At 42.6% G+C, this 23,442-nt stretch carries 30 protein-coding genes and 1 riboswitch; of the genes, 2 read left to right on the top strand and 28 right to left on the bottom strand.

Features of this window, described 5'->3' with window-relative positions:
• Positions 1 to 16: 16 nt before the first annotated feature.
• The 19 genes from flhB to flgB form a co-directional block, all read right to left on the bottom strand.
• Positions 17 to 1,102, bottom strand: coding sequence for a flagellar biosynthesis protein FlhB (flhB, locus tag K8U60_RS16135; protein ID WP_223642505.1), 1,086 nt, complete (start codon positions 1,100 to 1,102; stop codon positions 17 to 19).
• A 3-nt stretch (positions 1,103 to 1,105) separates the two neighbouring features.
• Positions 1,106 to 1,885, bottom strand: coding sequence for a flagellar biosynthetic protein FliR (gene fliR, locus K8U60_RS16130; protein WP_223642495.1), 780 nt, complete (start codon positions 1,883 to 1,885; stop codon positions 1,106 to 1,108).
• A gap of 6 nt (positions 1,886 to 1,891) precedes the next feature.
• Complete coding sequence (gene fliQ, locus K8U60_RS16125; protein WP_146558737.1) at positions 1,892 to 2,161, bottom strand: flagellar biosynthesis protein FliQ; 270 nt, start codon at positions 2,159 to 2,161, stop codon at positions 1,892 to 1,894.
• A 16-nt stretch (positions 2,162 to 2,177) separates the two neighbouring features.
• Positions 2,178 to 2,867: a flagellar type III secretion system pore protein FliP gene (fliP, locus tag K8U60_RS16120; protein ID WP_223642493.1), complete on the bottom strand. Its 690-nt coding sequence runs from the start codon at positions 2,865 to 2,867 to the stop codon at positions 2,178 to 2,180.
• On the bottom strand, positions 2,864 to 3,511 hold the full coding sequence (locus tag K8U60_RS16115) for a flagellar biosynthetic protein FliO (protein WP_223642483.1): 648 nt from the start codon (positions 3,509 to 3,511) through the stop codon (positions 2,864 to 2,866). Before K8U60_RS16115 ends, fliP begins: the two co-directional genes overlap by 4 nt.
• Before the next feature lie 26 nt (positions 3,512 to 3,537).
• A complete protein-coding gene (gene fliY / locus K8U60_RS16110; RefSeq protein WP_223642480.1) occupies positions 3,538 to 4,629 on the bottom strand; it encodes a flagellar motor switch phosphatase FliY in 1,092 nt (363 codons plus the stop codon).
• Positions 4,619 to 5,602 carry a flagellar motor switch protein FliM gene (gene fliM / locus K8U60_RS16105; RefSeq protein ID WP_223642478.1) on the bottom strand — a complete coding sequence of 328 codons (984 nt, stop codon included), beginning with the start codon at positions 5,600 to 5,602 and terminating at the stop codon, positions 4,619 to 4,621. Before fliM ends, fliY begins: the two co-directional genes overlap by 11 nt.
• 13 nt (positions 5,603 to 5,615) lie before the next feature.
• Positions 5,616 to 5,831 carry a flagellar FlbD family protein gene (locus tag K8U60_RS16100; protein WP_223642476.1) on the bottom strand — a complete coding sequence of 72 codons (216 nt, stop codon included), beginning with the start codon at positions 5,829 to 5,831 and terminating at the stop codon, positions 5,616 to 5,618.
• Between the two features lie 48 nt (positions 5,832 to 5,879).
• A complete protein-coding gene (gene flgF / locus K8U60_RS16095) occupies positions 5,880 to 6,656 on the bottom strand; it encodes a flagellar basal-body rod protein FlgF (protein WP_223642474.1) in 777 nt (258 codons plus the stop codon).
• 42 nt (positions 6,657 to 6,698) lie between these two features.
• Positions 6,699 to 7,154 (bottom strand): flagellar hook assembly protein FlgD, encoded by a 456-nt coding sequence (gene flgD, locus K8U60_RS16090; protein WP_223642472.1) that lies wholly within the window; start codon positions 7,152 to 7,154, stop codon positions 6,699 to 6,701.
• Between the two features lie 16 nt (positions 7,155 to 7,170).
• Entirely contained in the window at positions 7,171 to 8,532 is a 1,362-nt protein-coding gene (locus tag K8U60_RS16085) for a flagellar hook-length control protein FliK (RefSeq protein ID WP_223642470.1), read from the bottom strand.
• 4 nt (positions 8,533 to 8,536) lie between these two features.
• Positions 8,537 to 9,022: a flagellar export protein FliJ gene (gene fliJ / locus K8U60_RS16080; RefSeq protein WP_146558754.1), complete on the bottom strand. Its 486-nt coding sequence runs from the start codon at positions 9,020 to 9,022 to the stop codon at positions 8,537 to 8,539.
• Positions 9,009 to 10,325: a flagellar protein export ATPase FliI gene (fliI, locus tag K8U60_RS16075; RefSeq protein WP_223642463.1), complete on the bottom strand. Its 1,317-nt coding sequence runs from the start codon at positions 10,323 to 10,325 to the stop codon at positions 9,009 to 9,011. Before fliI ends, fliJ begins: the two co-directional genes overlap by 14 nt.
• Positions 10,306 to 11,112, bottom strand: a complete 807-nt coding sequence (locus K8U60_RS16070; RefSeq protein ID WP_223642461.1) for a FliH/SctL family protein — start codon at positions 11,110 to 11,112, stop codon at positions 10,306 to 10,308. The genes fliI and K8U60_RS16070 overlap by 20 nt, the downstream gene beginning before the upstream one ends.
• Positions 11,105 to 12,118, bottom strand: coding sequence for a flagellar motor switch protein FliG (fliG, locus tag K8U60_RS16065; protein ID WP_223642459.1), 1,014 nt, complete (start codon positions 12,116 to 12,118; stop codon positions 11,105 to 11,107). The genes K8U60_RS16070 and fliG overlap by 8 nt, the downstream gene beginning before the upstream one ends.
• Before the next feature lie 11 nt (positions 12,119 to 12,129).
• The gene (fliF, locus tag K8U60_RS16060) at positions 12,130 to 13,767 is read right to left on the bottom strand and encodes a flagellar basal-body MS-ring/collar protein FliF (protein WP_146558762.1); all 1,638 of its coding nucleotides are present in this window, start codon (positions 13,765 to 13,767) and stop codon (positions 12,130 to 12,132) included.
• 25 nt (positions 13,768 to 13,792) lie between these two features.
• On the bottom strand, positions 13,793 to 14,089 hold the full coding sequence (fliE, locus tag K8U60_RS16055; protein WP_223642457.1) for a flagellar hook-basal body complex protein FliE: 297 nt from the start codon (positions 14,087 to 14,089) through the stop codon (positions 13,793 to 13,795).
• 340 nt (positions 14,090 to 14,429) lie between these two features.
• Complete coding sequence (gene flgC / locus K8U60_RS16050) at positions 14,430 to 14,885, bottom strand: flagellar basal body rod protein FlgC (protein WP_223642455.1); 456 nt, start codon at positions 14,883 to 14,885, stop codon at positions 14,430 to 14,432.
• A 5-nt stretch (positions 14,886 to 14,890) separates the two neighbouring features.
• A complete protein-coding gene (gene flgB, locus K8U60_RS16045) occupies positions 14,891 to 15,292 on the bottom strand; it encodes a flagellar basal body rod protein FlgB (protein WP_223642453.1) in 402 nt (133 codons plus the stop codon).
• Positions 15,293 to 15,371: 79 nt separating this feature from the next.
• A riboswitch (cyclic di-GMP riboswitch) is annotated at positions 15,372 to 15,458 on the bottom strand.
• A 222-nt stretch (positions 15,459 to 15,680) separates the two neighbouring features.
• Here flgB and K8U60_RS16040 point away from each other — a divergent pair.
• A complete protein-coding gene (locus K8U60_RS16040; RefSeq protein ID WP_223642452.1) occupies positions 15,681 to 16,517 on the top strand; it encodes a flagellar hook-basal body protein in 837 nt (278 codons plus the stop codon).
• Between the two features lie 17 nt (positions 16,518 to 16,534).
• Positions 16,535 to 17,377, top strand: a complete 843-nt coding sequence (locus tag K8U60_RS16035) for a flagellar hook-basal body protein (RefSeq protein WP_223642450.1) — start codon at positions 16,535 to 16,537, stop codon at positions 17,375 to 17,377.
• 54 nt (positions 17,378 to 17,431) lie between these two features.
• On the opposite strand, the gene flgL is transcribed toward K8U60_RS16035, so the two are convergent.
• The 9 genes from flgL to fliS form a co-directional block, all read right to left on the bottom strand.
• Complete coding sequence (gene flgL, locus K8U60_RS16030; RefSeq protein WP_223642448.1) at positions 17,432 to 18,313, bottom strand: flagellar hook-associated protein FlgL; 882 nt, start codon at positions 18,311 to 18,313, stop codon at positions 17,432 to 17,434.
• 17 nt (positions 18,314 to 18,330) lie between these two features.
• On the bottom strand, positions 18,331 to 19,602 hold the full coding sequence (gene flgK, locus K8U60_RS16025) for a flagellar hook-associated protein FlgK (protein WP_223642446.1): 1,272 nt from the start codon (positions 19,600 to 19,602) through the stop codon (positions 18,331 to 18,333).
• 25 nt (positions 19,603 to 19,627) lie between these two features.
• Positions 19,628 to 20,113 (bottom strand): flagellar protein FlgN, encoded by a 486-nt coding sequence (locus K8U60_RS16020; protein WP_223642438.1) that lies wholly within the window; start codon positions 20,111 to 20,113, stop codon positions 19,628 to 19,630.
• Between the two features lie 30 nt (positions 20,114 to 20,143).
• Positions 20,144 to 20,413, bottom strand: a complete 270-nt coding sequence (flgM, locus tag K8U60_RS16015; RefSeq protein ID WP_146558781.1) for a flagellar biosynthesis anti-sigma factor FlgM — start codon at positions 20,411 to 20,413, stop codon at positions 20,144 to 20,146.
• 22 nt (positions 20,414 to 20,435) lie between these two features.
• A complete protein-coding gene (locus tag K8U60_RS16010) occupies positions 20,436 to 20,864 on the bottom strand; it encodes a TIGR03826 family flagellar region protein (RefSeq protein WP_223642436.1) in 429 nt (142 codons plus the stop codon).
• Between the two features lie 69 nt (positions 20,865 to 20,933).
• The gene (locus K8U60_RS16005) at positions 20,934 to 21,356 is read right to left on the bottom strand and encodes a flagellar basal body-associated FliL family protein (RefSeq protein WP_223642434.1); all 423 of its coding nucleotides are present in this window, start codon (positions 21,354 to 21,356) and stop codon (positions 20,934 to 20,936) included.
• A 14-nt stretch (positions 21,357 to 21,370) separates the two neighbouring features.
• The gene (gene motB, locus K8U60_RS16000) at positions 21,371 to 22,138 is read right to left on the bottom strand and encodes a flagellar motor protein MotB (RefSeq protein WP_223642432.1); all 768 of its coding nucleotides are present in this window, start codon (positions 22,136 to 22,138) and stop codon (positions 21,371 to 21,373) included.
• The gene (motA, locus tag K8U60_RS15995; RefSeq protein WP_223642423.1) at positions 22,128 to 22,937 is read right to left on the bottom strand and encodes a flagellar motor stator protein MotA; all 810 of its coding nucleotides are present in this window, start codon (positions 22,935 to 22,937) and stop codon (positions 22,128 to 22,130) included. Before motA ends, motB begins: the two co-directional genes overlap by 11 nt.
• Before the next feature lie 118 nt (positions 22,938 to 23,055).
• Positions 23,056 to 23,433, bottom strand: coding sequence for a flagellar export chaperone FliS (gene fliS, locus K8U60_RS15990; protein ID WP_223642414.1), 378 nt, complete (start codon positions 23,431 to 23,433; stop codon positions 23,056 to 23,058).
• Positions 23,434 to 23,442 lie beyond the last annotated feature (9 nt).

Below are 23,442 nucleotides of genomic sequence, written 5' to 3'. Positions count from 1 at the left end.
CCCTCCTCTTTCCAGTTCATCGGATTTTTCCTTTTAGTCGGTAAATATATGCTAAAACCTCTGCCACGGCCAGGAACAGTTCTTCCGGCACGGTATCCCCAATTTCAACTTGGGCATACAATGCACGTGCGAGAGGCTTATTTTCCATCGTCACAATTCCAAGTTCTTTTGCTTTTTCTTTGATCTTTAAAGCCAAGTGATCTTTGCCCATCGCGATAATGACCGGAGCAGCCATCGTTTCGGCATCGTATTTGATGGCGATTGCATAATGCGTCGGATTGGTGATCAGCACATCCGCGCCCGGCAAATCCTGAATCATTCGATTCATGCTCATTTGCCGCTGCTTGTCTTTTATTTTTGATTTGATCAGCGGATCGCCTTCCGCTTTTTTGTATTCATCTTTGATGTCCTGCTTGGACATCCGTATGCCTTTTTCAAACTCATATTTCTGGTAGATATAATCCAGAATGGATAGACACAACAAGATGATGCCTGCCACGAGCCCCATCTGAACCACTAAAGAACCGATGAAAGATAAAGAATAACTGATGCTTTTTTGAGATAGGGAAAACAGTTCTTCCTTGCCAAGCCACAACACACCGAAAGCAGCGCCTCCGATAATGGCAATCTTCAGCAAGGATTTCCCCAATTCGACCAAGGCGCGAACCGAGAAGATCCGTTTCGCTCCTTTGACCGGATCCAGCCTTTCCAGCTTGGCCATAATGGGATCGGTTGAAAAGATGGCGCCTACTTGAATGAAGTTTCCGAGAAAGCCGAAAATTACACCAATCAGCATGATGGGCAACATCAGCAAAAATGCATTCATGGCCATCTGCTCAAATAAGGTCCGGATCGTCGCGGGCGTTATTTCCCAGGAAATATATTGCGTAAAATGGATGCGGTAAATAGCTAAGATCCGGTCGAGCATCCAGCCGCCAAGTGAATTCAGCAACATGATTCCGCCGAGGATGATCATGGCGGCTGCAACTTCGGGGCTTTTGGCTACTTGGCCTTTCCGCTTGGATTCCTGGCGTTTTTGCGGTGTGGCTTTTTCAGTTTTTTCACCGGCAAAAAACTGCAGGTCCAGGGGATACCTTTTCACTACTTACGTTCCTCCTAATAAACTGATCAGCTGAGCCATGCTCACTAAAATTTTCTCGAAGAGAATTTGTAAAATATAAAAGAATACAGGCAAGGTCAAAAAAACCATGATAAAACCGACAAAGATTTTCAGCGGCAGACCAACAGCGAAAATATTCAACTGAGGAACAGTTTTTGCTAAAATGCCAAGTGCGATATCGACCAAAAACAAGGCACCCACAATGGGCAGCGCGATTTGCAGCGCAATCAGAAACATATCCGTAAACAAGCCTGTCATGAACTGGGCAATGTCTTCCGCTTTCACTGTAATCGCCAGCCGTTCCACCGGAAACACACGTAAGCTCTGCATGACGCCATCCAGCATCAAATGGTGGCCGTTGGCAGTCAACAGGAACAACAGCGCCATCATGTACTTGAAATGGCCCATAATCGGCACCTGTGCGCCCGTCTGTGGGTCTAGAACATTGGCCATTGAAAAACCCATCTGAAAATCGATGAAAGCTCCTGCAATTTGGACTGCATATAACAGCAGTGCTGCTGTAAAGCCAAGTGCCAATCCTGTTCCAAGTTCTTTTATGATTAATAAAAGGTAAGAAGAGTCAAGCGGGATAGTATCCCCCATTGGCAAAGTCGAAACGGCGACATATGCCAGAAAAGCGGCGATGCCAATTTTAAATTGCGTCGGTACTCCGCGCATCGAGAAAATTGGAGCAATCAGAAAAAAACTAGTTAAGCGAATAAGCATCAATAAAAAATAAGGCAGTATGTCAAAAATCGTTTCCATCGCCGCTTACCCGATGATTCTTGGCAGCTGCTGAAACAAGTTTCGAGTGTAATCCAGAAGCAAAGTGAGCATCCATGGCCCAAAAACTACCAGTGAAATGAAGACCGCTAGTATTTTCGGAATGAACGCCAGCGTCTGTTCCTGGATTTGCGTCATCGCTTGGAAGACACTAACCAATAATCCAACAGCCAGTGCAATCAGCAGCATGGGAGCGGATATAAGAATAATGGTAAAAATCGATTGTTCAGCTAGTTTGATCACCATATCTGGAGTCATCGTTTTCTTCCCTTCGTCAAAAGCTGACAAGCAGCGATTCGATTATTAAATACCAGCCATCCACTAGGACGAACAGCAAAATCTTAAATGGCAATGAAATCATGACCGGCGGCAGCATCATCATTCCCATCGCCATCAGCGTACTGGCGACGACCATATCAATGATCAAAAAAGGAATAAAAATGACAAAGCCAATCTGGAAAGCTGTTTTCAGCTCACTGATGGCAAACGCGGGTATTAATGAAGTCAACGGAATCTCTTCAATGCTGTCGGGCTTTTCTAATTCTGCATATTTGAAGAACAAAGCCAAATCTTTTTCCCGTGTGTTTTGAGCCATGAATTCCTTCAACGGGATGATGGCAGTATCGAGTGCTTCTTGCTGCTCCATGTCCCCATCCAAGTAAGGCTGAAGAGCAGTTTCATTCATCTCCATCGCGATCGGCGACATAATGAAAAACGTTAAGAACAGGGCTAAACCGACCAATACTTGGTTCGGCGGCATTGATTGGGTTCCGAGCCCAGTTCGAACAAAAGACAAAACAATGATGATCCGTGTAAAACTGGTCATCATAATCAGAATCCCCGGTGCCAGCGACAAAATAGTCAACAAGAAAAACAATTGAAGCGTCGTTGAAACATCTTCAGGTGATTCTCCGCCAAAATCGATGCCCGGAATATTAATGGATGATAATATTTCCGGAATCATAGCGGACGTCCTTCCTTGTCTTGTCTTTTTTGTTCAAGATCTTGCTGCAATGCTTCTTGTTTAGCTTGCTGTTTGTTCAGGCTTTGCTTAAACAACTGATCAAAGCCCTTCTTTTGTGGTTTTTTTGAAATATGACCAATTTTCTTTTTCGTAAAGTCGATTAGGCTTTTCGACATCGCAGGCTGCTGTTGTTCAAAGTCTTTTTCGATGCCGCTGATTTCTGCAGCATCCGAGAATTCCTTGATCAAAGTCACTTCATCCCCGACACCAATCAAATACATCTGGCCGCCAACTTTCACTAATTGCAGCGACTTGTTGTTGCCGAGCGGCGTACCGCCCATCAGTTTGACTGCCTGATTGGGCTGGAAGTTTTTCTGGCGAGCTGCAAGAAACTTAATCAAACCGTAAATCATTGCAACAATCAGGAGTGTGTAGAGCACCAATTGCACGATGATGCCGGCAAGGCTTTTTTCCTCTACCGGCACCACATCGATACTTTCCTCCGGTATTTCTTCTGTAGGCTCTTCGTTGTTCAGCCACTCCACCACATTCGGACTGGCCTGTACAGACGGTGCCGGCAACAGTGCACTGAAAAACAGAGCCGCCAGGATTAGGGGAATGGTTAAAAAATATGATTTGTTCAATCTTGGCAGACTCCTTCTATCAGGCATTAACGCAGTTTTGAGATGCGCTCGGCTGTACTTAGCACATCTGTTACGCGGACTCCAAAGTTCTCGTCAATGACGACCACTTCCCCGACAGCGATGAGCTTGTTATTGATTAGGATATCGACGGGTTCACCAGCCAATTTATCCAGCTCAATGATGGAACCTTGTGAGATTTCCAGTATTTCTTTGACCATGCGTTTTGTACGCCCCAGTTCTACGGTTACTTGAAGCGGAATATCCAAGAGCATATTCAGGTTATTCGGTTCAGAATCAGTAGACTCCGGTTCATCAAAACTGGAAAATTGGACATTCTGGATTTGAGGTGATGCGGCTTGATCCGTCACGTGGCTTTTTTGTGTTATTGATTCTGATTCTATTGAGTTTTTATCTGTTTGATAGGGCATTATTTGAGTCTCCTCTGCTGCTTCTTCCTCTTCCTCTTCAAAGGAATCTGCCAAAATTCCAACCATCTGTTTTGCTAATCGAATCGGGATGCATAAATGAAGGTTCAATTTATGGAGGTTGCTAATCTTAATTTCAAAGGCGGCTTCTACAAACCACTCTTCATTCGTAAAATTTCCCACTCGAAAATCTTCATGACGTTCAACTGTATCCATTCCCGATAACGAATGAACAATTTCACATTCCAGCACTTTTGATAAGGAACTTGAAACTGAGTTAAACATTTCTTGGATAAAGTCTTGTATAACTTGAAACTGTTTATCTGCATCTTCATTACTACTCGAATCGACTAATTCTGCTGCAGCTGAAACTTCTTCTTTATTGATTGAAAGAATCTGAATGCCTTTGATTCCTCCTGCATATTCACCTAGGACAATAAAAAATGGAGCCACTGTATCGGATAATAAATGATCCCTTTCGATCACAGACAGTATAGGAGCCGAAACGGTTACTCCTTCCCCCAAAATAGGAGATAAGACAGTAGCAGAGCCGCCAAGTGATACGGTTAATAACTCTGTTAAAACTTCAGTTTCCGATTTAGACAATGAACTTTGGTTTTTCAATTTCGTACTTTTAGTTTGTTGACCTAACAATCCCTTAACTTCATCTGGAGATAATTTATCAGTTGTCATCGAATACGTCTCCTTCTGCAAACACGTCTGTTACTTGAATGGCTAATCGGCCTTTAGAAACCCCAGGCTGCGCAAAAAACTTTTGTTTTCCATCGACGAGAACTGTAACCGAAGAATCATAGGGTTCGTTTAATCGAATGACATCGCCTTCTTTTAGTTTCAAGAAGTCCCCGATATCAATTTTTGATCTGCCTAAAATAGCTTTAATCTCTAATTTGGTACTTTGCAATTTTTTCTCTAAGGCTTCCAGTTCATGATTCTCAATTTCTTTTTTCTGATTAGCTAGCCAATGGCGGGCAGATAATTTAGGCAATACTTGCTCCAGCACCACGTGGGGAAGGCAAATATTAATAATGCCTTCTACATCTCCAATTTTTGTCTGCAAAGAAACGAGAATCACTGTTTCGTTTGGAGGAGAGATTGTTAAAAATTGTGGATTTATTTCTATTTCTTTTAATTCAGGAGACAATTCAATGACTGAGGCCCAAACTTCCTGAAAGTTTTCTAACGCTTTTATAAACACTCTTTCAATAATACTTACTTCAATTTCCGTCAAATCACTGCTCTTCAGCAGCACTTTGCCTTGGCCTCCAAGCAGTCGGTCGAACATCACATTTGCGACATTTGGAGAAAATTCCATAGCCATACTGCCTTGAAGCGGCGCAGCTTCAAACACACCTAAAATTGATTTTTGCTGCACATTCTGAATAAATTCCTCGTATGAAATCTGTTCAACCGCTGAAACGGAAATTTGTACAAATGCACGCAATTGAATCGAAAAATAAGAAGTTAATAAACGTGCAAAGTTTTCATGAATACGAGTCAAGGTACGTGTTTGATCCTGTGAAAAACGTAAGGCTTTTTTGAAGTCATAAGTTCGAACATTTCGATTTTTTGTTTTTGGAGCTAGTTTCTCTGTGTCTAACGTCGAAAGCAGCTTCTCGATATTTTTATCGGATAAACCCTCTGTCACAGCTTTTCTCTCCTCATTCCATCAAGTTTGGTTCTTGTAAACGAGGTAAAATGTTAATTTCTCGATAATAATCAGTCACTTTTCCAGTCACTTCGTCTATGGATTCCAAAACATGTAATTTTTTGCCCGAAGTCAACGTTACTACGGTATCAGGAATTGCTTCCAATCTTTCAATGTATATAGCATTCAAAGTGATTGAGGATTGATTTAATCTAGTCAAATTAATCATTTAGAATATCAAGGTCAGGAAAACTCCTTTACCTTAACCGTCCCTCCTTTATCGTTTCAAGTTAATAACTTCTTGCAGAACTTCATCAGAAGTGGTGATTGTACGAGAATTGGCTTGGAATCCACGCTGCGCAATAATCATTTCCGTAAATTCTTCGGTAAGATCCACATTTGACATTTCCAACATCCCTGAACTAATTTCAGTGTTTCCAGCAGTTGCTGTGCCTATAGCGAGAGCGCCACCTGCAGCTCCTGTCATTTCGTATAGAGATCCTCCAACTTTCCGGAGCCCTTCTGGATTTGGCGGAGTTGAAATACCAACAGAACCAATGGTAGTTTCTGCTCCATTCGCTTGCCTTCCAATTACTTCACCCGCGCGATTGATGCTGAAAGAATCGTAACCTGCTACATTAATGGCCTGTCCGTTACTATTTAAAACATTATATCCTTGAGCTGTAACCAGATTTCCAGCCGCAGTAACTGTAAAATTACCAGAACGAGTTAAGTATTGTCCTCCAGCAGCTGCTTCTGGATCCTGGACTACAAAAAATCCGTCACCCATAATTGCCAAATCTGTGCCGACCCCTGTAGTCATGGCAGAACCTGCGTTATGATTTACATTGATTGAAGCTGAAGCCGATCCCAGACCTACTTGCATTGGATTAGCGCCGCTGTTCGACATGTTTTGGCTCAGCAAATCCTGAAAGTTGATTGTACTTTTCTTATAGCCGATCGTATTGACGTTAGAGATATTGTTCCCGATAACATCTAATTTTGTTTGGAAGTTCTTCATGCCTGATACACCTGAATACATTGAACGTAACATTTAATTTTCCCCTTTCAAGAATCCTCTTTTGACCACGCGGGGTCAGACGATTTCTTGTCCATTTGTGCTTGCTGGTTGTTTTTCAATCCGTTGAATCGATTCAATTTGGACTTTTACATCCGTGCCTTCAATTTCGGCCATCAATTCGCCATTCTTGCTCGACAAGGCTTTGACAACGCCTTCTCCTGAGCCCGTTTCTGATTCCCATTTAACCGAAGTACCAATTAAATGCGCATAATCCGCTAACGAAGAAGTTCCTTGATTGCTGACAAATTGCGTCATCGTTTTATTTAAGTTGGTCAATTGCTCTAAGCTCGTAAACTGTGCCATCTGGCCAATAAATTCGGTGTCTTTCAACGGCTCCATTGGATCTTGGTGCTTCATTTGAGTCACCAGGATTTTCAAGAAAGCATCTTGTCCTAATGCATTTGTTGCTTCCGTCTTAGCAGCCGATGTTGATGTAGCAGCCGATCCGGTAATCGCTGTCGAGATATTCATTCAAACACCCTTTCTTTTATACTGTATAATCCACTTTCATTAATTGACCCACTGAAGGCTGCCGTTCGGCTGCCTTTTCTTCTTCCGGCTGCAAATAACTGTTTTTATTTCGTCCAGCAGTACCATTTCGCTGTTGCTGCTGAGAAAAGCGTTGTTCGGCTTGATTGCCAGTCTGTCCAAATGGCGACTGAGGATCCTGCTGCAGCACTTCAATTTTTTCTACTATGACTCCTTGCTGAACCAATGAAATTCTCAGTTGATTTAGTTGAAGTTCAAGTGCCTCTTTCGCCATCGGAGTACTTGCCATGATTTGAGCGGCCAGTTTTCCGTTGGTCGAAGTCAACAGGATTTCAAGATGGCCGAGATGCTCTGGAAAAATGTTAACCCGCATCTTCATGCCTTCAGAGCTGTCTGCCAAACGCATTGAGCTTTTCAGCATCCCACCCAAATCTTCCAGCAGATTCGATAGTCGAACAACTGGTGCAGGCGACGAGTTGGTTTCTGTCCGAACAGTGTTGCTCATGGTTTTAACAGCCTCAGGTACCGTGGTCGCAGGTGAATGCACCGTTGTTTCTTGAGGCACTTTAGTTTCAAGCGCTTTAATAGTTTGAAGCTCTTCTACATTTTGAGATTTGGCAGCAGACGAAACTTCCACCGCCTCGGCTTTTTGTTGATTCCCTTGCGTTTCAACAGAAACTTTTTGAAGTTCGTTGATTGATTTTAGCTCTTCATGCATAAATCTTGGACTATCTTTTACAGGCTTTACACCCTCCGATTGCGGTAAAGGCGGCAATTCTTGAACGATCAATTTTCTTTGCTGAATGGGCAAAGCAGCTTGCTGTTCTTTTTGGAGACTATCAATCAGCTCATCCAGCTGTTTAGAGATTTGAGGCAGACTAATCAAATTAGAGCCAGTCTTTTTTTCTTCAACCCCCTTAAAAACAGGAAGATCGGCGAATTCTGTAGTAAATTTGTCGGAGAGTATTTTCAGTTTCTGCTGGATGTTCTCAAGCAGCGTAAACAGTTTGTCCGCTGTTTCTGTTGCATTCTCTTTAATTCCACCCATCACGTTCAGCTTCGAAAAATCACTTTCTTCACTTCCACTTTGAAGCTTCTGCAGCTGAAGAATAGCGTATTGAAGTTCCTGTTGTTCCGTCGTTTGTTCTTCAACAGGCACTTCCTGCAAAAAGCTCAGGAGATTCTCCAGGCTTGCCAATAACTTTTCTGCAGGTGCCTGCTCTTCACTTGGAAGCTCCATCTCCATGTTTAATGAAGCAAGCAACGAAGCAAAGACGCCTTGATCTTCAGCAGGTAAAGAAACAGCCGCACTTGCTGGAAAACCAATTGTTTTCGGTAATGACAGTTTTAATGCTTCCATCTGTTTAAATTCCTTCCGCTAAGTTACTGGCTTTAGTTAAGCGGTAAAATCGTGTGCTCGCCATTTCATCAAAAAAGCTTTGTTCGGCAGCTTTAGTTGCTTCCTGAAAGCTATTCAGCTTCTGCTGCTTCAAATTTTCCCACGTTTTTTCTTCCTGGGTTTTCTTTAGAAGCACTCCTTGGGATGTCGAAACGTTTTTCTGCAAGTATTCAAGTTCTCGCTTAGAAGAAAGTGACTGATCCTGAAGCTGGTGGATATACTCCTCCAACATTCTCAACTCTGAAATATTGACGCCTTTTTCCTGCTTGGCATTTTTCAATTGCTCCACATCGCTGATTTTGTTTTCAATAGCTCTGTTGCGCTGATGGCCTACTTCATGCTGTTTAATGGCTTCGGCCATTTGGATCTGCGCAAAGCCCTTTTCATTTTCCTTTAAATCCAATATCTTTTGAAATCTAAAATTAAATTGTGTCAGTTTAAACGCCTCCAAATTGTGCTGATAACCGTTCTATACTTTGTTCCAGTTTGGCTTTTTCATAGATATCCTGCTGCAGGTATTCCTTGATCAGTGGATGCGACCGGATTGCATCATCGATTTCTTTATTGGCGCCGCTCTTATATGCACCGATATTGATCAGATCTTCTGATGTTTCATAGGCCGCCAGCAAGCGCTTGAATTCACGCGACGCCTGCTGGTGTTCCGCCGAGACGACTTCGTGCATGACCCGGCTGACGCTTGCCATGACATTGATCGCAGGGAATTGTCCTTTTTGGGCAATTTTGCGGTCCAAGACGATATGGCCATCTAAAATTCCCCGCACCGCATCTGCAATTGGTTCGTTCATATCATCACCATCTACTAAAACAGTATAGAAAGCAGTAATCGAACCTTTACTGGAAGTGCCTGAACGCTCCAAAAGCTTAGGCAGCAAGGCGAAAACGCTCGGTGTGTAACCCTTACTTGTAGGCGGTTCACCCACCGCCAGTCCAACTTCCCGCTGTGCCATGGCAAACCGGGTAACCGAATCCATCATTAGCATGACGTTTTTTCCTTGATCACGGAAATATTCGGCAATCGCGGTTGCGGTCAACGCCGCTTTGATTCGCTGCATGGGTGTCTGATCGGAAGTTGCTGCTACGACTACTGATTTCTTCAATCCCTCAGGACCGAGATCCCGCTCAATGAAATCACGTACTTCGCGGCCACGCTCACCAACTAATGCAATGACATTGATATCAGCTTCTGTATTGCGGGCAATCATGCCCATCAATGTACTCTTTCCGACGCCGCTTCCGGCGAACACGCCAACGCGCTGTCCTTGTCCAACAGTCAGCAAGCCGTCAATCGCTCGGACACCCACTTCCAGCGGTTTATCAATTCGTGGCCGCTTCAACGGATTAGGCGGTGTATTATTGGTCGAATACTTTTTCAGTCCGCGCGGCAGCAAGCTCTCATCAAGAGGCATCCCGGTTCCATCAAGCACTTTACCTAAAATAGTGGGACCGACTTTAATTTGAAGCGGTCCACCAGTTGCAACGACGAGACATCCGGGACCGACCTGCGAAAGATCCTGCAACGGCATGAGCATAATGCGATTTTCCTTAAAGCCCACCACCTCCGCTTCAATTGGCGGTTCATTGCGCTTGGGGTACAACAGACACAATTCGCCGATTTTAGCATTAGGGCCTTTGGACTCGATAGTTAGTCCAATCACTTGAACCACTTTGCCATGCTTTTTTACTGGTTCCATCTCATCCAGCAAAGACACATATTCATCTTCCCATAGGTTCATCGTTTATTTTCTCCTCACAATAAGCGAGCATTTGTCTTCTGATTTCTTCTAATTGGCTATCCACAGTTGCATCATATGAGCCGCTTGCTGTTTGAATCATGCATCCGCCTATCGTCAAACTTGCCGTGGGAACCAACTTTAATTCAGAATCTGCTTTAACGTAGGTTCTCAACTCTTCCATAAAAGGCAGAACCAGCGGGTAATCTTCGAGAGCTACTTGCAGCATGACATCTTCTGCTTCTTCAACTTGCCGAAGTGCCTGCTTAATGATATTCAACAACTGGTCTTCGTTTTGCTTTAATTCTTGTTTAATTACTTTTTCAGCAATCTTTACACTTAGTGATAACAAGAACGGTTCCGATTGTTGAATTATTTGAGCCTTTTCTAAGTACGCTGTTTCGATTAAGCTATTCATCTCTTGGCGTTTTTGTTGAAATTGTTCTTCTATTGTTGCAAGCCCTTTGTCATATCCAGCTTGAAATCCTTGTAGAGCCGATTCTTCGGCCAGTCTTTTTGCTTCTAGCTCTGCTTCTTCCCGCTTTTCCACCCACCACTGTTCAATGGTTTGCTGCGCTTCTTGTTTCTGTATTTCTAATTGATCCTTTAATAACTTTGCTTGAGCATCCAAATGTTCAATGTCTTCCCGTAAACTTCTTCTTTGTTGTTGCGAGTCAACTGCTCTTTCAATAAAATCTAGTTTTTTTGTTTCAATTTTTTTTGTGCCAATTATTTTTTTTTCACTTATTAAAGAAGTTGCCTGGGAGTGGTTGCGGATAATATTAGACAATCAACTCATCCCCTTTGCCACGAGAAACTGCGATTTCACCTTTTTCTTCGAGACTTCTCATTAACGAAACGATGCTGGTTTGAGCATTTTCTACATCTTTCAGTTTCACTGGCCCCATCACATCAATTTCATCACGGATGAGATCTGCACGACGCGTTGACATATTTGCATATATTGCATCTTTTACTTCATCACTTGCCACTTTCAATGCAAAAGTTAAATTCGTATCGTTAACGTCACGAATAACCCGTTGAATGGATCGGGAATCCAAATTGATAATATCTTCAAAAACGAACAAACGCTTCTTGATTTCCGCAACCAAATCCGGATTCTCTTTTTCCAGCGCTGAAAGGATTGCTCTCTCTGTTCCAAGGTCAATCTTATTCAATACACGGACAATCGACTCCACTCCGCCAGTTGCAGTGTAATCCTGAGTTCCGGAAGCCGAAAGCTTCCGCTCCAAAATCTGTTCTATTTGAAAGATAACTTCAGGGGATGTGCTTTCCATCTGTGCAATTCTCCGCGCAACCTCTGCTTGTTTTTCGCTAGGGAGCTGGGATAGGATTTCGGAAGATTGCTTAGCATCTAAATAGGATAGAACCAATGCAATCGTTTGCGCATGCTCATGCTGCAGAATATTCAATATCTGGTTTGGATCTGCTTTTCTCGCGAAATGAAAAGGTTTCACTTGCAGGCGATTCGACAAGCGCCCGATGGTTTCCATCGCTTTTTCTTTACCCAATGCTTTTTCCAAAATGCTCCGAGCATAGCCTAAACCGCCTTCGTTCAGGTAATCTTGCCCCACCATCATTTCATAGAATTCATCAATAATCGCCTCTGTCTGACTGTTTGGCAATTGACGAACGTTCGCAATCTCCATCGTCAACAAGTCAATTTCGGCTTCTGTCAATTGCTTAAACAAATCAACCGAAACATCCGGTCCAAGCCCTACAAGTAAAACCGCTACTTTCTGCACACCCGTTAATTCTTTTGTTATATTAACCATTGATTACTCTCCTAGTCATCCGCCATCCACGTTCGCAGCAATTTAGCAAAATCTTCAGGTCTCCCTTTAGCAAGTTTCTCAATTGTCTTTTGCTTTGGATTTGATTTTGAACCAAATGCAGATAAATCGATCTCTTCTTCAAGTTCTACTTGATTTGACTTAGCCAAAGCCTGTTCAAATCCACCAAACTCATACTCTTCTTCAAAAATCTCTTCTTTCTTCCTTCTGCGAAGCAAAATTAGTACTACAACAATAATAAGGAGTAAAACAACCGCTGCGCCGATTACAAGCAGAAGGTTATTCGGTATCCCTGCCAGGAATGTTGTTTCCGGCTCTTCTTCTTCAACTGCTGGACGTCCCTGAAACTCGGTTGCAAAAACAGAAATCCGATCTTCCAGCTCTGCCTCAGTTGCAGGGAATTCATTCATACTCAATGAAGTACTGACCGCATTCTTCAATAGATTGCTGATATCCGTAACGTTTTCTTGTGTTAAGCTGGCTGGATTCTCAGGAACTGGCGGTTCCACACCTACGTTGATCGTAATATCATCGATGACGTATGGACTCATCTCGATTTGCCGATTGATCCGATTGACTTCGCTATTGATTCGCTCTTCTGTTCGTTCGGATTCACTGTTGCCGGCACCATCCACACCCGGATAATTAGCTACTTCTGTTTCACCGGTTCCCGCTGCATCTTCAATGACTGTGCCTTCACTTGAATAAGTTTCGACAATCCGTTCCACACTGATATCCAAACCTTCATTGTTTTCAATATCGACGGGTTCAACCAATTGCTCTTCCCGCTTTTCTTTCGTGAAATCGATGTTCGTCATAACAGAAACAACCACTTTGTCCTGCCCTAATAACAAGCCCAGCATTTGCTGCAGCTCGCGCTGAATATCCTGTTCGATGCCTTTTTGGATTTCGCGGTGCTGCTGGTAAACCGACAAATTGGTATCTGCCTGATTGGCATCCTGCACTTCGAACACTTGGCCGTTCTGATCCATAATGACAATCTGCTCAGCCGGTAAACTTGGAACCGATTTGCTGATCAGATGATACAAGCCATTTATTTGTTTCTGATCCAACTGGAATGTTGGATCGCCTTTAATGACGATAGATGCTGTTGATGTCTGCTCATCATCCGTAATCCAAATATTTTCCTTCGGCAGCGTGATCATGACATTCGCTTCCGTTACTCCATCAATCTGTTGAATCAAATATGCCAATTCGTTTTGCATGGCATCTCGTTCCACAACATCAAAATGGCGATCCGTCATTCCAAGACCCATATTTTCACTAAATATGCCGTAATTCACATTTCCATTTTTCGGAATGCCTTCCGCAGCCAAGCTGACTTTCAAATTAGCCAAATGCTCTTCCGGCACGCTGATGGTTTTTCCATCTGCCGAAACTTGCACCGGAATGGCTTGCTCTTCAATCGCTGTTTTGATTTCACCTGCTTCAGCTGCTGTCAAATTAGAATACAGTACTGAAAACTCGGAGCGATTACTCAGAAAAACAAAGACAATCAAGATTATCAAGGTGATAAAAAAGGAGCCAATAACAGACCATTTCGTTACAGGAGAAAAACTGGTCCACGATTCACTCAATTTCGTTTTATATGTCGAAAACTTCTCTTTCATTTAGTCATCATCCCGCCGGTCCCTATCATACTTGCATTCTCATCACTTCTTGATAAGCCTCGACAACCTTGTTGCGGACCTGCATCGTCATCTGCAAAGACAAGCTGGCTTTTTGCGAAGCGATCATGACTTCATGTACATCCTGAACTTCTCCTGTCACCAATTGGTTGGTCAATTTATCTGATTCATTTTGTGCTTTGCTTACTTCTTTTAACGCATCCTTGAATATTTCCCCGAACCCTTCCACTTTGGTTTCGGGTTTCACTTTATCGAACAATTGATTTTGGATGAAAGGCGTCTGAATCTGGCTAATTTTTTCCATAGTGCCTCCTTAATGATCTATATAATTTGATATTGATGTATTCACTTCTAATTAGCGCTTCGGTCGCTTTGGGCATAGCTCCCACAAGAAGCCAGGCAAAGAACGCCTGTCTTCTTGTTTCGCTTAGCCCTTGGACGCGCCGGCGCTTAGGTTTTTATTAAGTTTAAGCAACACTAAATTTTCTACTGTTTAGATATAAGATATGGAGCAAAACAACGGAGACTCCCGCGGGATAGCGAAGTGCTGAAATCCACTCGGGCGCATAGCCCGAGTTAGTTCAGCGCAAGCCCGTAGGAAAGCGGAGTTGTTTTGCGGAATATCCAAAAGTGAAAACCACTAGTTATTTCCCAATCTCCAACGCTTTCATGAACATGCTTTTCGAAGCATTCAACGCTGTGACGTTGGCTTCGTAGGAGCGGGTTGCAGACATCAAATCCACCATTTCTTTCAATGGATCGACATTAGATGAACGGACATAACCGTCTTCTCCGGCATCCGGATGCTCCGGATCATAAGTCATCGTAAATGGCGTCTCATCTTCTTTGATTTCAGAAACTTTGACTCCTGTCACTGCAGCATTGCCTTTATTGATCACCGACTGCAATTGATTAGCAAAAGGCGATCCGCCGCTTTGAGATAATTCCACTGTTTTTCGGCGATAAGGCATCCATTCCCCATCCACCAGCTCGGCACGATTTGTGTTGGCATTTGCGATATTGGCAGATACAACGTCCATCCGGAGTCGGTTGGCTGTGAGGCCGGAAGAACTGATGTTAAATCCGTTAAATAAACTCATCTTTTTTATCTCCCTCCATTAATAACAGAGCTTAAACTGTTGAGTTTGCTGTTTACCCGTTCGGTAACAGCGTTATACCATAATTGGTTTTTTGCCAGTTCAGCCATTTCGACGTCCATGTCAACATTATTGCCGTTGTTATTGTATTTTGTGGAGTTGTTCGTCAAAACTTCAGTTTTAGTCACCGATCGTTCGTTGCTGAACGACAGATGCCGCTCGTTTGTTTTATAACTTGAAAGGCTTTGCTGGTTCATCGCTGTATCCAACGCTGCTTGAAAATCGACTTTTTTGCTTTTGTAATTAGCTGTATCCACATTGGCGATATTTGCTGAGTGGACTCGTTGTCTTAGGGTTGAAGCCGACAGCGCTTGCTCCATAGTTTCAAGAGATTTAGGGAATATATTCATTAATAAACTCCTTTTTTTTACAATTAATTTTAAATAAAAAACCACCTTAAAAAAGATGGATTTAATTAAATCTACCATTTTTGGTAACCCGGCTGCCTTATACGTCATGTAGTTAGGCCCGTGGCTTTGCGTCTTTATCTTTCGAATAAGTTTGCCATTATCACAATGATTTTATCTATTTTATTTTTAAACTCGTCATTTCGTACTATTTTCAAAAAATAATAACAACGTGATAGTATCATGTTTATATAATTTTGTATATTTTTCTTTTAAATATTTTTTTAATGTTAAATTTTCCATATTAATCTAAAAGTCTCTATTTATATTCTATTTTAAATGTTATGCTACGCGAGAAATAATGAAATTGGTTTTGAGAGGAAGAACTCATATGTTTCGTGGATTATATACCGCTACATCAGGGATGATGGCCAATAATAGGATGCAACAAGTCTTAACGAATAACCTATCAAATGCCAATACTCCTGGTTTCAAAGAGGACCAAACGGTTATGCGCGCTTTTCCCAATCAGTTGATTAAAGCGATGGAGGCTGGCAAAAAAGGTACAATAGTCCCCCAAAATATCGGGACTTTAACCACGGGAGTATATGCTCAGGAAGGGATTCCTTCTTTTTTGCAAGGACCTCTAAAAGAAACCGGAAATACGACAGATTTAGTGCTCATGGATGAGTTATTGCCCATAAATCCAGAAACTCAGCAAAAAGGCACAATGGTTTTTGCAGTAGCTGCAGATAACAATGAAGTCCGCTATACGAAAAACGGAACTTTCGCAGTAAATGCCGAAGGTGCGTTGATGACCAGCGATGGATTTCCTGTATTAGGTGAAAACCAGCAGCCGATCCAAGTGGGATCGACTAACTTTACAGTGCAGGACAATGGCCAGATTGTGTTAGCGGATGGCACGCAAGGTGGCCGTCTATGGATGGGCCACACTGAAAATCCGGAGCAGTTTGTAAAAGAGGGACAGAATCTGTTGCGGTGGGCCGGAAATCCGGAAGGCACTCCGCAATTTGTTGATAATGTTGCTTTGCTTAATAATACAGAAAGCCTTGTAAAACAAGGCTTTCTCGAACAATCGAATGTTGACTTGACCCAAACGATGACAGACATGATGACGACTTACCGAGGTTTTGAATCAAACCAAAAAGTGATACAAGCCTACGATCGCAGCATGGAAAAAGCCGTCAATGAAATCGGTCGCGTATAAGGAGGAATTAGTTTCCAGTGAATATCCAAATGAATACAGCAAGCAATACCATGGCTGAACTGCAAAAAAAGATCGACTTGATCGGCAATAACATTGCCAATGTAAATACCAATGGCTATAAACGCCAAGAAGCGAGTTTTTCTGATGCGCTCGTTCAGTCAATCGAGAAACAAGTCGGCCCGCAAAATGAAGTTGGACGAATTACGCCTTACGGTTTGCGAATTGGCGCCGGCGCGATTTTATCTCAGACAGCCACTCGCAACGAACAAGGCTCCATCTTCCAAACAGATCGCCCGCTTGATTTTATGATCCAGGGCGAATCCGCATATTTTCGTGTTGCATCAGAAGACAATACCTTTTATACAAAAGACGGCTCTTTTCAGGTACAACCAATCTTGAATTCAAATCAAGTAAGCCTTGTTACTGCGAACGGAGATGCCGTTCTTGGAGCCAATAATCAGCCGATCACTTTTGACGCTGATTATGATTCCATCCAGTTAAATGGAAATGGGGCTTTGGAAGTCTCCTATAAAGATCCTGCTAAACAACCAGCTGAAATCCAATTGGGCATCGCACAAATAAACCGGCCTAATTCTCTCGAAAAAATTGGCGGCAACCGTTTCAGCCTAACGGGTACCGAAGCAGACCAACTCGCCAACGGCAATTTGCAGCTGGTTGATCTGTCACAGCAAAATGACGGATCTATCTCTATTAAGCAAGGCGCTTTAGAAGCCTCCAATGTTGACCTTACCGATGAAATGGCTGAATTGATTTCCACTCAGCGATTGTTTCAATCACAAGGAAGAGCCATTTCCTACGCAGATGACATGATGGGCTTGGTCAATACAATAAAAGGATAACGAAAAAAGAGCAGATTCCCCGCGGGGCATCTGCTCTTTCGCACTTTAATTCACTTATCTTAAGAAATCCATTAAACTCGGTTGAATTATTTTTGATGTTGCAGCGAGGCTTGCTTGGTAGACACTTTCTTCGCTTTTTAGCTTGATGATGGCTTCGGCATAATCCGTATCCTGTAGTTTTGACAGCATGGATTTGAGCTCCAAGTTGCTGTCGAGCAAGCGATTCTCCACTGCTTCTAAACGATTTTGACGGCCCCCATTTTCTGCTGATACCGTTAGAAGCCGTTCAATTCCCCCATCGATCATACCCAAGTCCACTTTTTCATCAGCTTTCAAGCTATTCACCATTTTATTTAATGCCTGAAACAAGTTGGTTTCGTCATCAGCATTCCCAAATATTTTATCTGGTGTGACGCTCGCTTCTATAGTGACGTTATCGCCGATAACAATTGTTTTTGCAGCCACTTCGAAAGTTGTCGTCAGATAGGAATCGGATTTCGGATACGGGGCTTGATCAGTATTTTTTCCGTTAAATAAAAAGTTTCCATTTACTTTTGTATTAGCAAACTCTCTTACTTGTTCTGTTAATTGTTTAACTTCTGCAGCAATCGCTTTCCTGTCTGAATCGGACAAGGTGTCGGTATTGCTTTGAACGCCCAATTCCCTCACACGCTGCATGACATTGACCATCGCATTAATATTTTGATCGGTTTCTTCCATCCATAACTTTGCTTCGCCAGCATTTCGTTCAAATTGCTGATTGGCAGCCAATGAACTTTTTAAGCTCATGGATTTACTGACACCATTCGGATCGTCCGATGGCCGGTTAAGCAGTTTGCCAGTCGAGACCTGATTATTAACTTTTTCAAAACGACTCAAGTTTTGATGCATATTTCTTACTGAATTTTGATTGAGCATTTGTTGTGTGACTCTCATCCTGCTTCCCCCTCTACTTACCGGGCGGCCATACGGTTAATGATGGTATCTAGCATCTGGTCTGTCATCGATACTAACCGTGCTGCCGCATTATACGAATGTTGGTATTTAATAAGATTGGCCATTTCTTCATCTAGTGAAACACCGGTTACTGACTGTCTTCGGTTTTCTGTGGCCAGCAATGCTGTTTCGTGATTAACGACGGTATTTACAGCAGCTTGGCTTTGAGCCCCAAGCTTGCTGACCAATACACGAAAGTCCGACTTGGCTGATTGTGAGCCACTTTCCATTGATGCAGGAATCTTTGAATTTTCCATATTGTAATTAACCTTTAAGGTTGAAATATTAAAATCAGTGGTATTGCCAATAAATAATTGGCTTTCTTTGCCGCCTGCTGCTGAAACACCATTCGCTGTAACGAATCCTTCAACCACTTTGTTCATTTCCTTGTGGTAGTCATCAGCGATTTCCATCGACTGGCTGAGACCGGCAAGCTTACCGCCGTAGATTTCATTTTCACCAGCACCGGTTTTATAATCAATATTAGTTACTTGAGTTCCTGCCACTAGTGAAGCATCCGTGGATTTGAGTTTGATGCTGTAAGAGCCGTCTGTTTTTTCTTCGACTTTGACTGACATCAGTTTTGACAGCCCTTCAACTGCTGCGTCGCGTTTGTCGCGCAAATCGTTTGCTTGGCTGTCGCTGCGGACAATACTGCTATTTAAATCAGCTATTTGCTTTAAATATGCATTGGCTTCTGCGACTGTCGACTGCGATTGTTGAACCAAATCGCTTTTTAAATTTTCCATTGATGCATTCATCGAATGAGCAACTTCTACAAAAGCCTGAGCACGCTCTTTAACAACCGCCTGCGCTGATAAACTTGTAGGTTCGTTTCCAAGGTCCTGCCAAGCATTCCATAATTGATCCATGGCTGAGTTCAAGCCCGTGTCGCTAGGTTCGTTAATTACCGTCTCGAGCCGATCCAAAGTCGCCTGTTTTGCTTCCCACTGACTTAAGGTTCCCGATTGATCGCGATGCTGCTGATCAAGGAATTGATCTCTTACACGTGTAATCGAGTCAAGGTTGACACCCGTTCCCAACTGTCCGGAGTTTGCTCCGCTATTCGTCCAAATATCGACAGATGCTGATGCACTGGCGTTTACTTGTTGCCGCGAATAGCCTTTTGTATTGACGTTGGCAATATTTTGTCCAGTTGTGGCAATGCTTGCCTGTCCAACGGATAACCCACGTTTCCCTAACTCTAGACCGTGAAAAGATGAGACCATTATTTCCCCTGCTTTCTAAAAGTTCTTAAGCTCTTGTATCGAAAAAGCCCTGATTATTTACCTGTGCTTTTTGCTGTCCGACTGGTGATTGATAATTAAAATGCTGTTGCTTTGATTTCGTTACTTGAGTGATCATATGTTGAACAAAGCTCATCGAGTCTTCAAGGATTTTTTCATTAACCTTGTTTTTTGCCTGCAACTCAGTTAAAAGCATTTGTAAAGTTTTCAATTGGGAGTGAAGCTCTTTTTTTACTTTTTCATCTGAAATCTGTTCAGTAAATTCACTGAATGTCAGGCCCGGGTGTTCGTTGAGGACATCTGCCATTAACTGCTGGCGCTCGTCCTCTAGTTCGCCCAATTGTTTAATAAGCTTGGACTCTTCTTTTACTAACTCAGTTAATTCATCCACTTTACGTTCGATGAGTACAGTCTGTTTCCGTTCAGCATAGCGAATCAACTGTTTCTGCAGACTGATCAATTCGTCCAGCGTCGTGACGACTAAATCCAGCATCCGACACCCTCCTCTTTTAAGAGCTTCATTCTATTTATCAAACCAGAATTGATGGACTTTATCAGCTACCTTATCAACGTCGACTTGGTATTCACCCGCTGCGACCTGGGCTTTTAAAAAGTTTATCTTTTCCTGTCTTTCGATATCTGCTGTTGCATTTTTTTCAAACATTGCTTTTGCCTGATGTGAAATTTGCAGTTCGTCTTCTTTTTGTATCGGTCTCGCCTTAGCTGCGGGAGTAACCTGCAGCTTTTGATAAGCTTGAATAAAGGAAGAACCGTTTGTTTTATCGATATTCATTCCTTCACCGCCCTAACTTTTTTTATTTTCTTAGCTTCCAGTATTGTGCGTTTGCAGAAACACCTACAGGGTTCTTAGCCATTTGCTCTCTAAATTGATCGGCTTGAAGAGACTTGTTGAGCTCTGTTGAAAATTTAGTGGCACATTCGGTACATAAGCTATCTCTTTTAATTACCTTACCACACTGGGAACACGGGTAACCCAGATTTGGATAATCCGCTGCATACAGGCGCCCATCGCGAATGAATTCTTTAATCCGCTTTTTCGAAACATCGACGGCTTCACTGACTTCAGCAATCGTAGCCCTACGATTCTCCTCGGCTTTCAAAAACTCTGCTACGAGTTTAAATTGCTGCTCGATATCCTTGTAGCAATCCAGGCAGTAATCTGAATAGCTTTTATTGAATAGCCTGCCGCAAATACTGCAATTTTCTAACCGGCTTGCCTGCATTCACTTCACCTTATCTCTTCTATAGATTTATATCGGCAGCTTCCGTTAAATGTTTAGTAAAATCAATGATTATTGTACTTTAAATTCTGTTACCAGCACACGTTCAACATGCCCCTTGTCCAGCATGTCATTTAACTTTGCCGTGAGCTGCTCTTCAAGTGTTGCTATTCCATCCTTGCTGACGAGCTCTTCTTTGGTAAAACCAGCAACTGTTGAAATAATTGCTGCACGGACTTCAGATGTGCGATTTTCTGTTTCTTCTTTTGTTTTTTTATTGTCTAATGCAATATTGAATTGAACAACAGCAAAATTGCTAGCAGAAGCAAGGTTTGTGGTGATGATATCGGTATCGATACTCAATTCCACTAATTCTTCTGCAGTTAAAGGTTTGTCTTCAGAGCTTGCTGTTTTTTGTGAGAACAAAAATGCAGCTCCTACCCCAATAACTGACGCTAAAATAATGATAATAATAATATTTTTAAATTTCCCCATGCTGTACACACCTCTTAATCTATATTTTCTTTTTGATAAGGGGAGATTAGTACTTCCACGCGGCGGTTTTCCTCTCGTCCCGCTTCGGTATCGTTTGAAGCAATAGGCTGATACTCGCTATAGCCGGTGGCACTAAATTTCCGTGGATCCAACTTTTCATTTTCAAGAAGAATTTTCATAAAAGTGATGGCTCTCGCTGAGCTTAGCTCCCAATTGCTTGGGAATTCCCGGGTGCCTGTTGGAACATTATCCGTATGTCCCTCTATATAAATCATACGTGGTGTATCGGTAATCAATAAATTCGAAATTTCTTTTGCCACTGTTCTGGAATCTTCAAAAATTTCAGCCTGACCTGATTGAAAAAGAACACCTTCCGTTATCGTCAGCATCAGCCCTTTTGAGGTAAGCTTTGTTTGGAGTCTCGGAGACAAACCTTTTTCGTCAATATACCCATCAATTTTCGCTTTGAATTCTTTCAGTTCTTTCTGATCTTCCGCCCATGACATTTCTTCTTGCCCTTCAGTTGTCGAGGCCTCGGTCTTCAATTCTTCAATCGGAGGAGTTACTTCCATACTTTCAGTGGGTGCTTCCTTTTCCAGAACACCGGTCCCGCCTTGCAGCTCACTATTGAAAGAACTGGAAATCGCCTGGAATTTTTGGGAATCTACTTCACTGGCAGCAAAAAGCACGATAAATAAGGCAAGCAGCAATGTTAAAATATCCGCGTAAGGCAATAGCCAGGCTTCATCTACATGTTCTTCGTGTTTTTTTTTACGCTTCAACACGAACACCTTCTTTGTCTTTTCCTCTTGCTTCCGCTTCAAGGACTCGATCTTTTACCGGTAAATACGTCAGCAACTTTTCTTCCACTGTACGGACTGGCAGACCACTTTGTACGGCTAATATCCCTTCCAGCATGATCATTTTCATTTTTGCTTCTTTTTCGGATTTCCGTTTGAGCTTGTTAGCAAAAGGATGCCACAGTACATAGCCCGAGAAAATCCCAAACAATGTCGCGATAAAGGCAGCGGAAATCGATTTTCCAAGCAATGCCACATCATCCAAGTGCCCGAGTGCCGCAACCAAACCGATAACTGCACCAAGCACACCTAAAGTCGGTGCGTAGGTGCCGGCCTGAGCAAAGATTTTTGCGCCCAATTCATGGCGTTCTTCCATCGCTGCAATTTCCTCTTCCATCATTTCACGGATATATTCCTGAGACTGGCCGTCAACGACCATCTTCAAGCCCCGCTGCAAGAATGGATCTTCCACTTCATCCGCTTTTTCTTCCAAAGCCAGTAAACCTTCTTTTCTAGCCAGCATGGCCCACCCTGTAAACATGGGAATCATTTCTTTGACTGTGGCCATTTTTGATTCACTGAAAATGACTTTGAAAAAACTCGGAATCTGCTTAACTTCTTCCATTGGAAACGCGATGAGGATACAGGCAACCGTGCCGGCAAAAATGATGACTAATGCTGCCGGGTTATATAAAGCGATTGGACTGGATCCTTTTAAGATCATTCCGCCGATCAAAACGGCAAATCCAAGTATTATGCCCACCCATGATGTCTTATCCACGTTCATACCTCATTTCATCTTTATACATACTTGCTATACACCATTTAGAGCATAGTTTTTACAAGAGATCAGCCAGTGAATACCTATATTCTTGCTTCACTCAGCTTATAAGACCGCATTAATTATTTTTAGCTAATGCCATTGCTTCTTTCCAAGTGTTGCGCATATCTTTCATCAGCGTCTCCACTTCTTCGAGTGCTTCTGGATCGTTTTTCATATTAGCATCCAGCAGGCGGCTGTACATGTATTCATACATCTGAGCTAAAGCAGCTGACATTTCAATATTCAAGTCCAGCGTAATGCGGAGTTCTTGAACAATGTTTTGTGCTTTGATGATGTTAGTATTCTTTTCTTCAAAATGTTTATCTGCCATCGCACGTTTTGCCATTTTTATAAATTTGAGGCTGCCATTGTAGAGCATCAAAGTCAGTTCTTGTGGAGATGCTGTCATTACTGAATTCTGCTGGTAGGCCTGGTAAGGATTAATTGTTGCCACGTGTTGTTT

This window comes from Planococcus circulans, assembly GCF_020023385.1.
In the GTDB taxonomy this organism is placed as follows: Bacteria; Bacillota; Bacilli; order Bacillales_A; family Planococcaceae; genus Planococcus.
This window is presented reverse-complemented; position numbering and strand designations above follow the sequence as displayed.

Bases quoted from the DNA above. Each gene is read 5' to 3' on its own strand.
- flgM (WP_146558781.1), bottom strand. From the start codon at position 20,413: ATGAATATCGATAAAACAAACGGTTCTTCCTTTATTCAAGCTTATCAA.
- K8U60_RS16005 (WP_223642434.1), bottom strand. From the start codon at position 21,356: ATGGGGAAATTTAAAAATATTATTATTATCATTATTTTAGCGTCAGTT.
- flgB (WP_223642453.1), bottom strand. From the start codon at position 15,292: ATGAATATATTCCCTAAATCTCTTGAAACTATGGAGCAAGCGCTGTCG.
- flgF (WP_223642474.1), bottom strand. From the start codon at position 6,656: ATGTTACGTTCAATGTATTCAGGTGTATCAGGCATGAAGAACTTCCAA.
- fliF (WP_146558762.1), bottom strand. From the start codon at position 13,767: ATGAAAGAGAAGTTTTCGACATATAAAACGAAATTGAGTGAATCGTGG.
- flgL (WP_223642448.1), bottom strand. From the start codon at position 18,313: ATGAGAGTCACACAACAAATGCTCAATCAAAATTCAGTAAGAAATATG.
- fliI (WP_223642463.1), bottom strand. From the start codon at position 10,325: ATGAACCTATGGGAAGATGAATATGTGTCTTTGCTGGATGAGATGGAA.
- K8U60_RS16040 (WP_223642452.1), top strand. From the start codon at position 15,681: ATGTTTCGTGGATTATATACCGCTACATCAGGGATGATGGCCAATAAT.
- K8U60_RS16085 (WP_223642470.1), bottom strand. From the start codon at position 8,532: ATGGAAGCATTAAAACTGTCATTACCGAAAACAATTGGTTTTCCAGCA.
- K8U60_RS16010 (WP_223642436.1), bottom strand. From the start codon at position 20,864: ATGCAGGCAAGCCGGTTAGAAAATTGCAGTATTTGCGGCAGGCTATTC.
- fliG (WP_223642459.1), bottom strand. From the start codon at position 12,118: ATGGTTAATATAACAAAAGAATTAACGGGTGTGCAGAAAGTAGCGGTT.
- K8U60_RS16100 (WP_223642476.1), bottom strand. From the start codon at position 5,831: ATGATTAATTTGACTAGATTAAATCAATCCTCAATCACTTTGAATGCT.
- K8U60_RS16020 (WP_223642438.1), bottom strand. From the start codon at position 20,113: ATGCTGGATTTAGTCGTCACGACGCTGGACGAATTGATCAGTCTGCAG.
- flgK (WP_223642446.1), bottom strand. From the start codon at position 19,602: ATGGTCTCATCTTTTCACGGTCTAGAGTTAGGGAAACGTGGGTTATCC.
- fliY (WP_223642480.1), bottom strand. From the start codon at position 4,629: ATGACAACTGATAAATTATCTCCAGATGAAGTTAAGGGATTGTTAGGT.
- fliP (WP_223642493.1), bottom strand. From the start codon at position 2,867: ATGATTCCGGAAATATTATCATCCATTAATATTCCGGGCATCGATTTT.
- flgD (WP_223642472.1), bottom strand. From the start codon at position 7,154: ATGAATATCTCGACAGCGATTACCGGATCGGCTGCTACATCAACATCG.
- fliQ (WP_146558737.1), bottom strand. From the start codon at position 2,161: ATGACTCCAGATATGGTGATCAAACTAGCTGAACAATCGATTTTTACC.
- fliE (WP_223642457.1), bottom strand. From the start codon at position 14,089: ATGGAAAAAATTAGCCAGATTCAGACGCCTTTCATCCAAAATCAATTG.
- fliR (WP_223642495.1), bottom strand. From the start codon at position 1,885: ATGGAAACGATTTTTGACATACTGCCTTATTTTTTATTGATGCTTATT.
- flgC (WP_223642455.1), bottom strand. From the start codon at position 14,885: ATGAGTTTATTTAACGGATTTAACATCAGTTCTTCCGGCCTCACAGCC.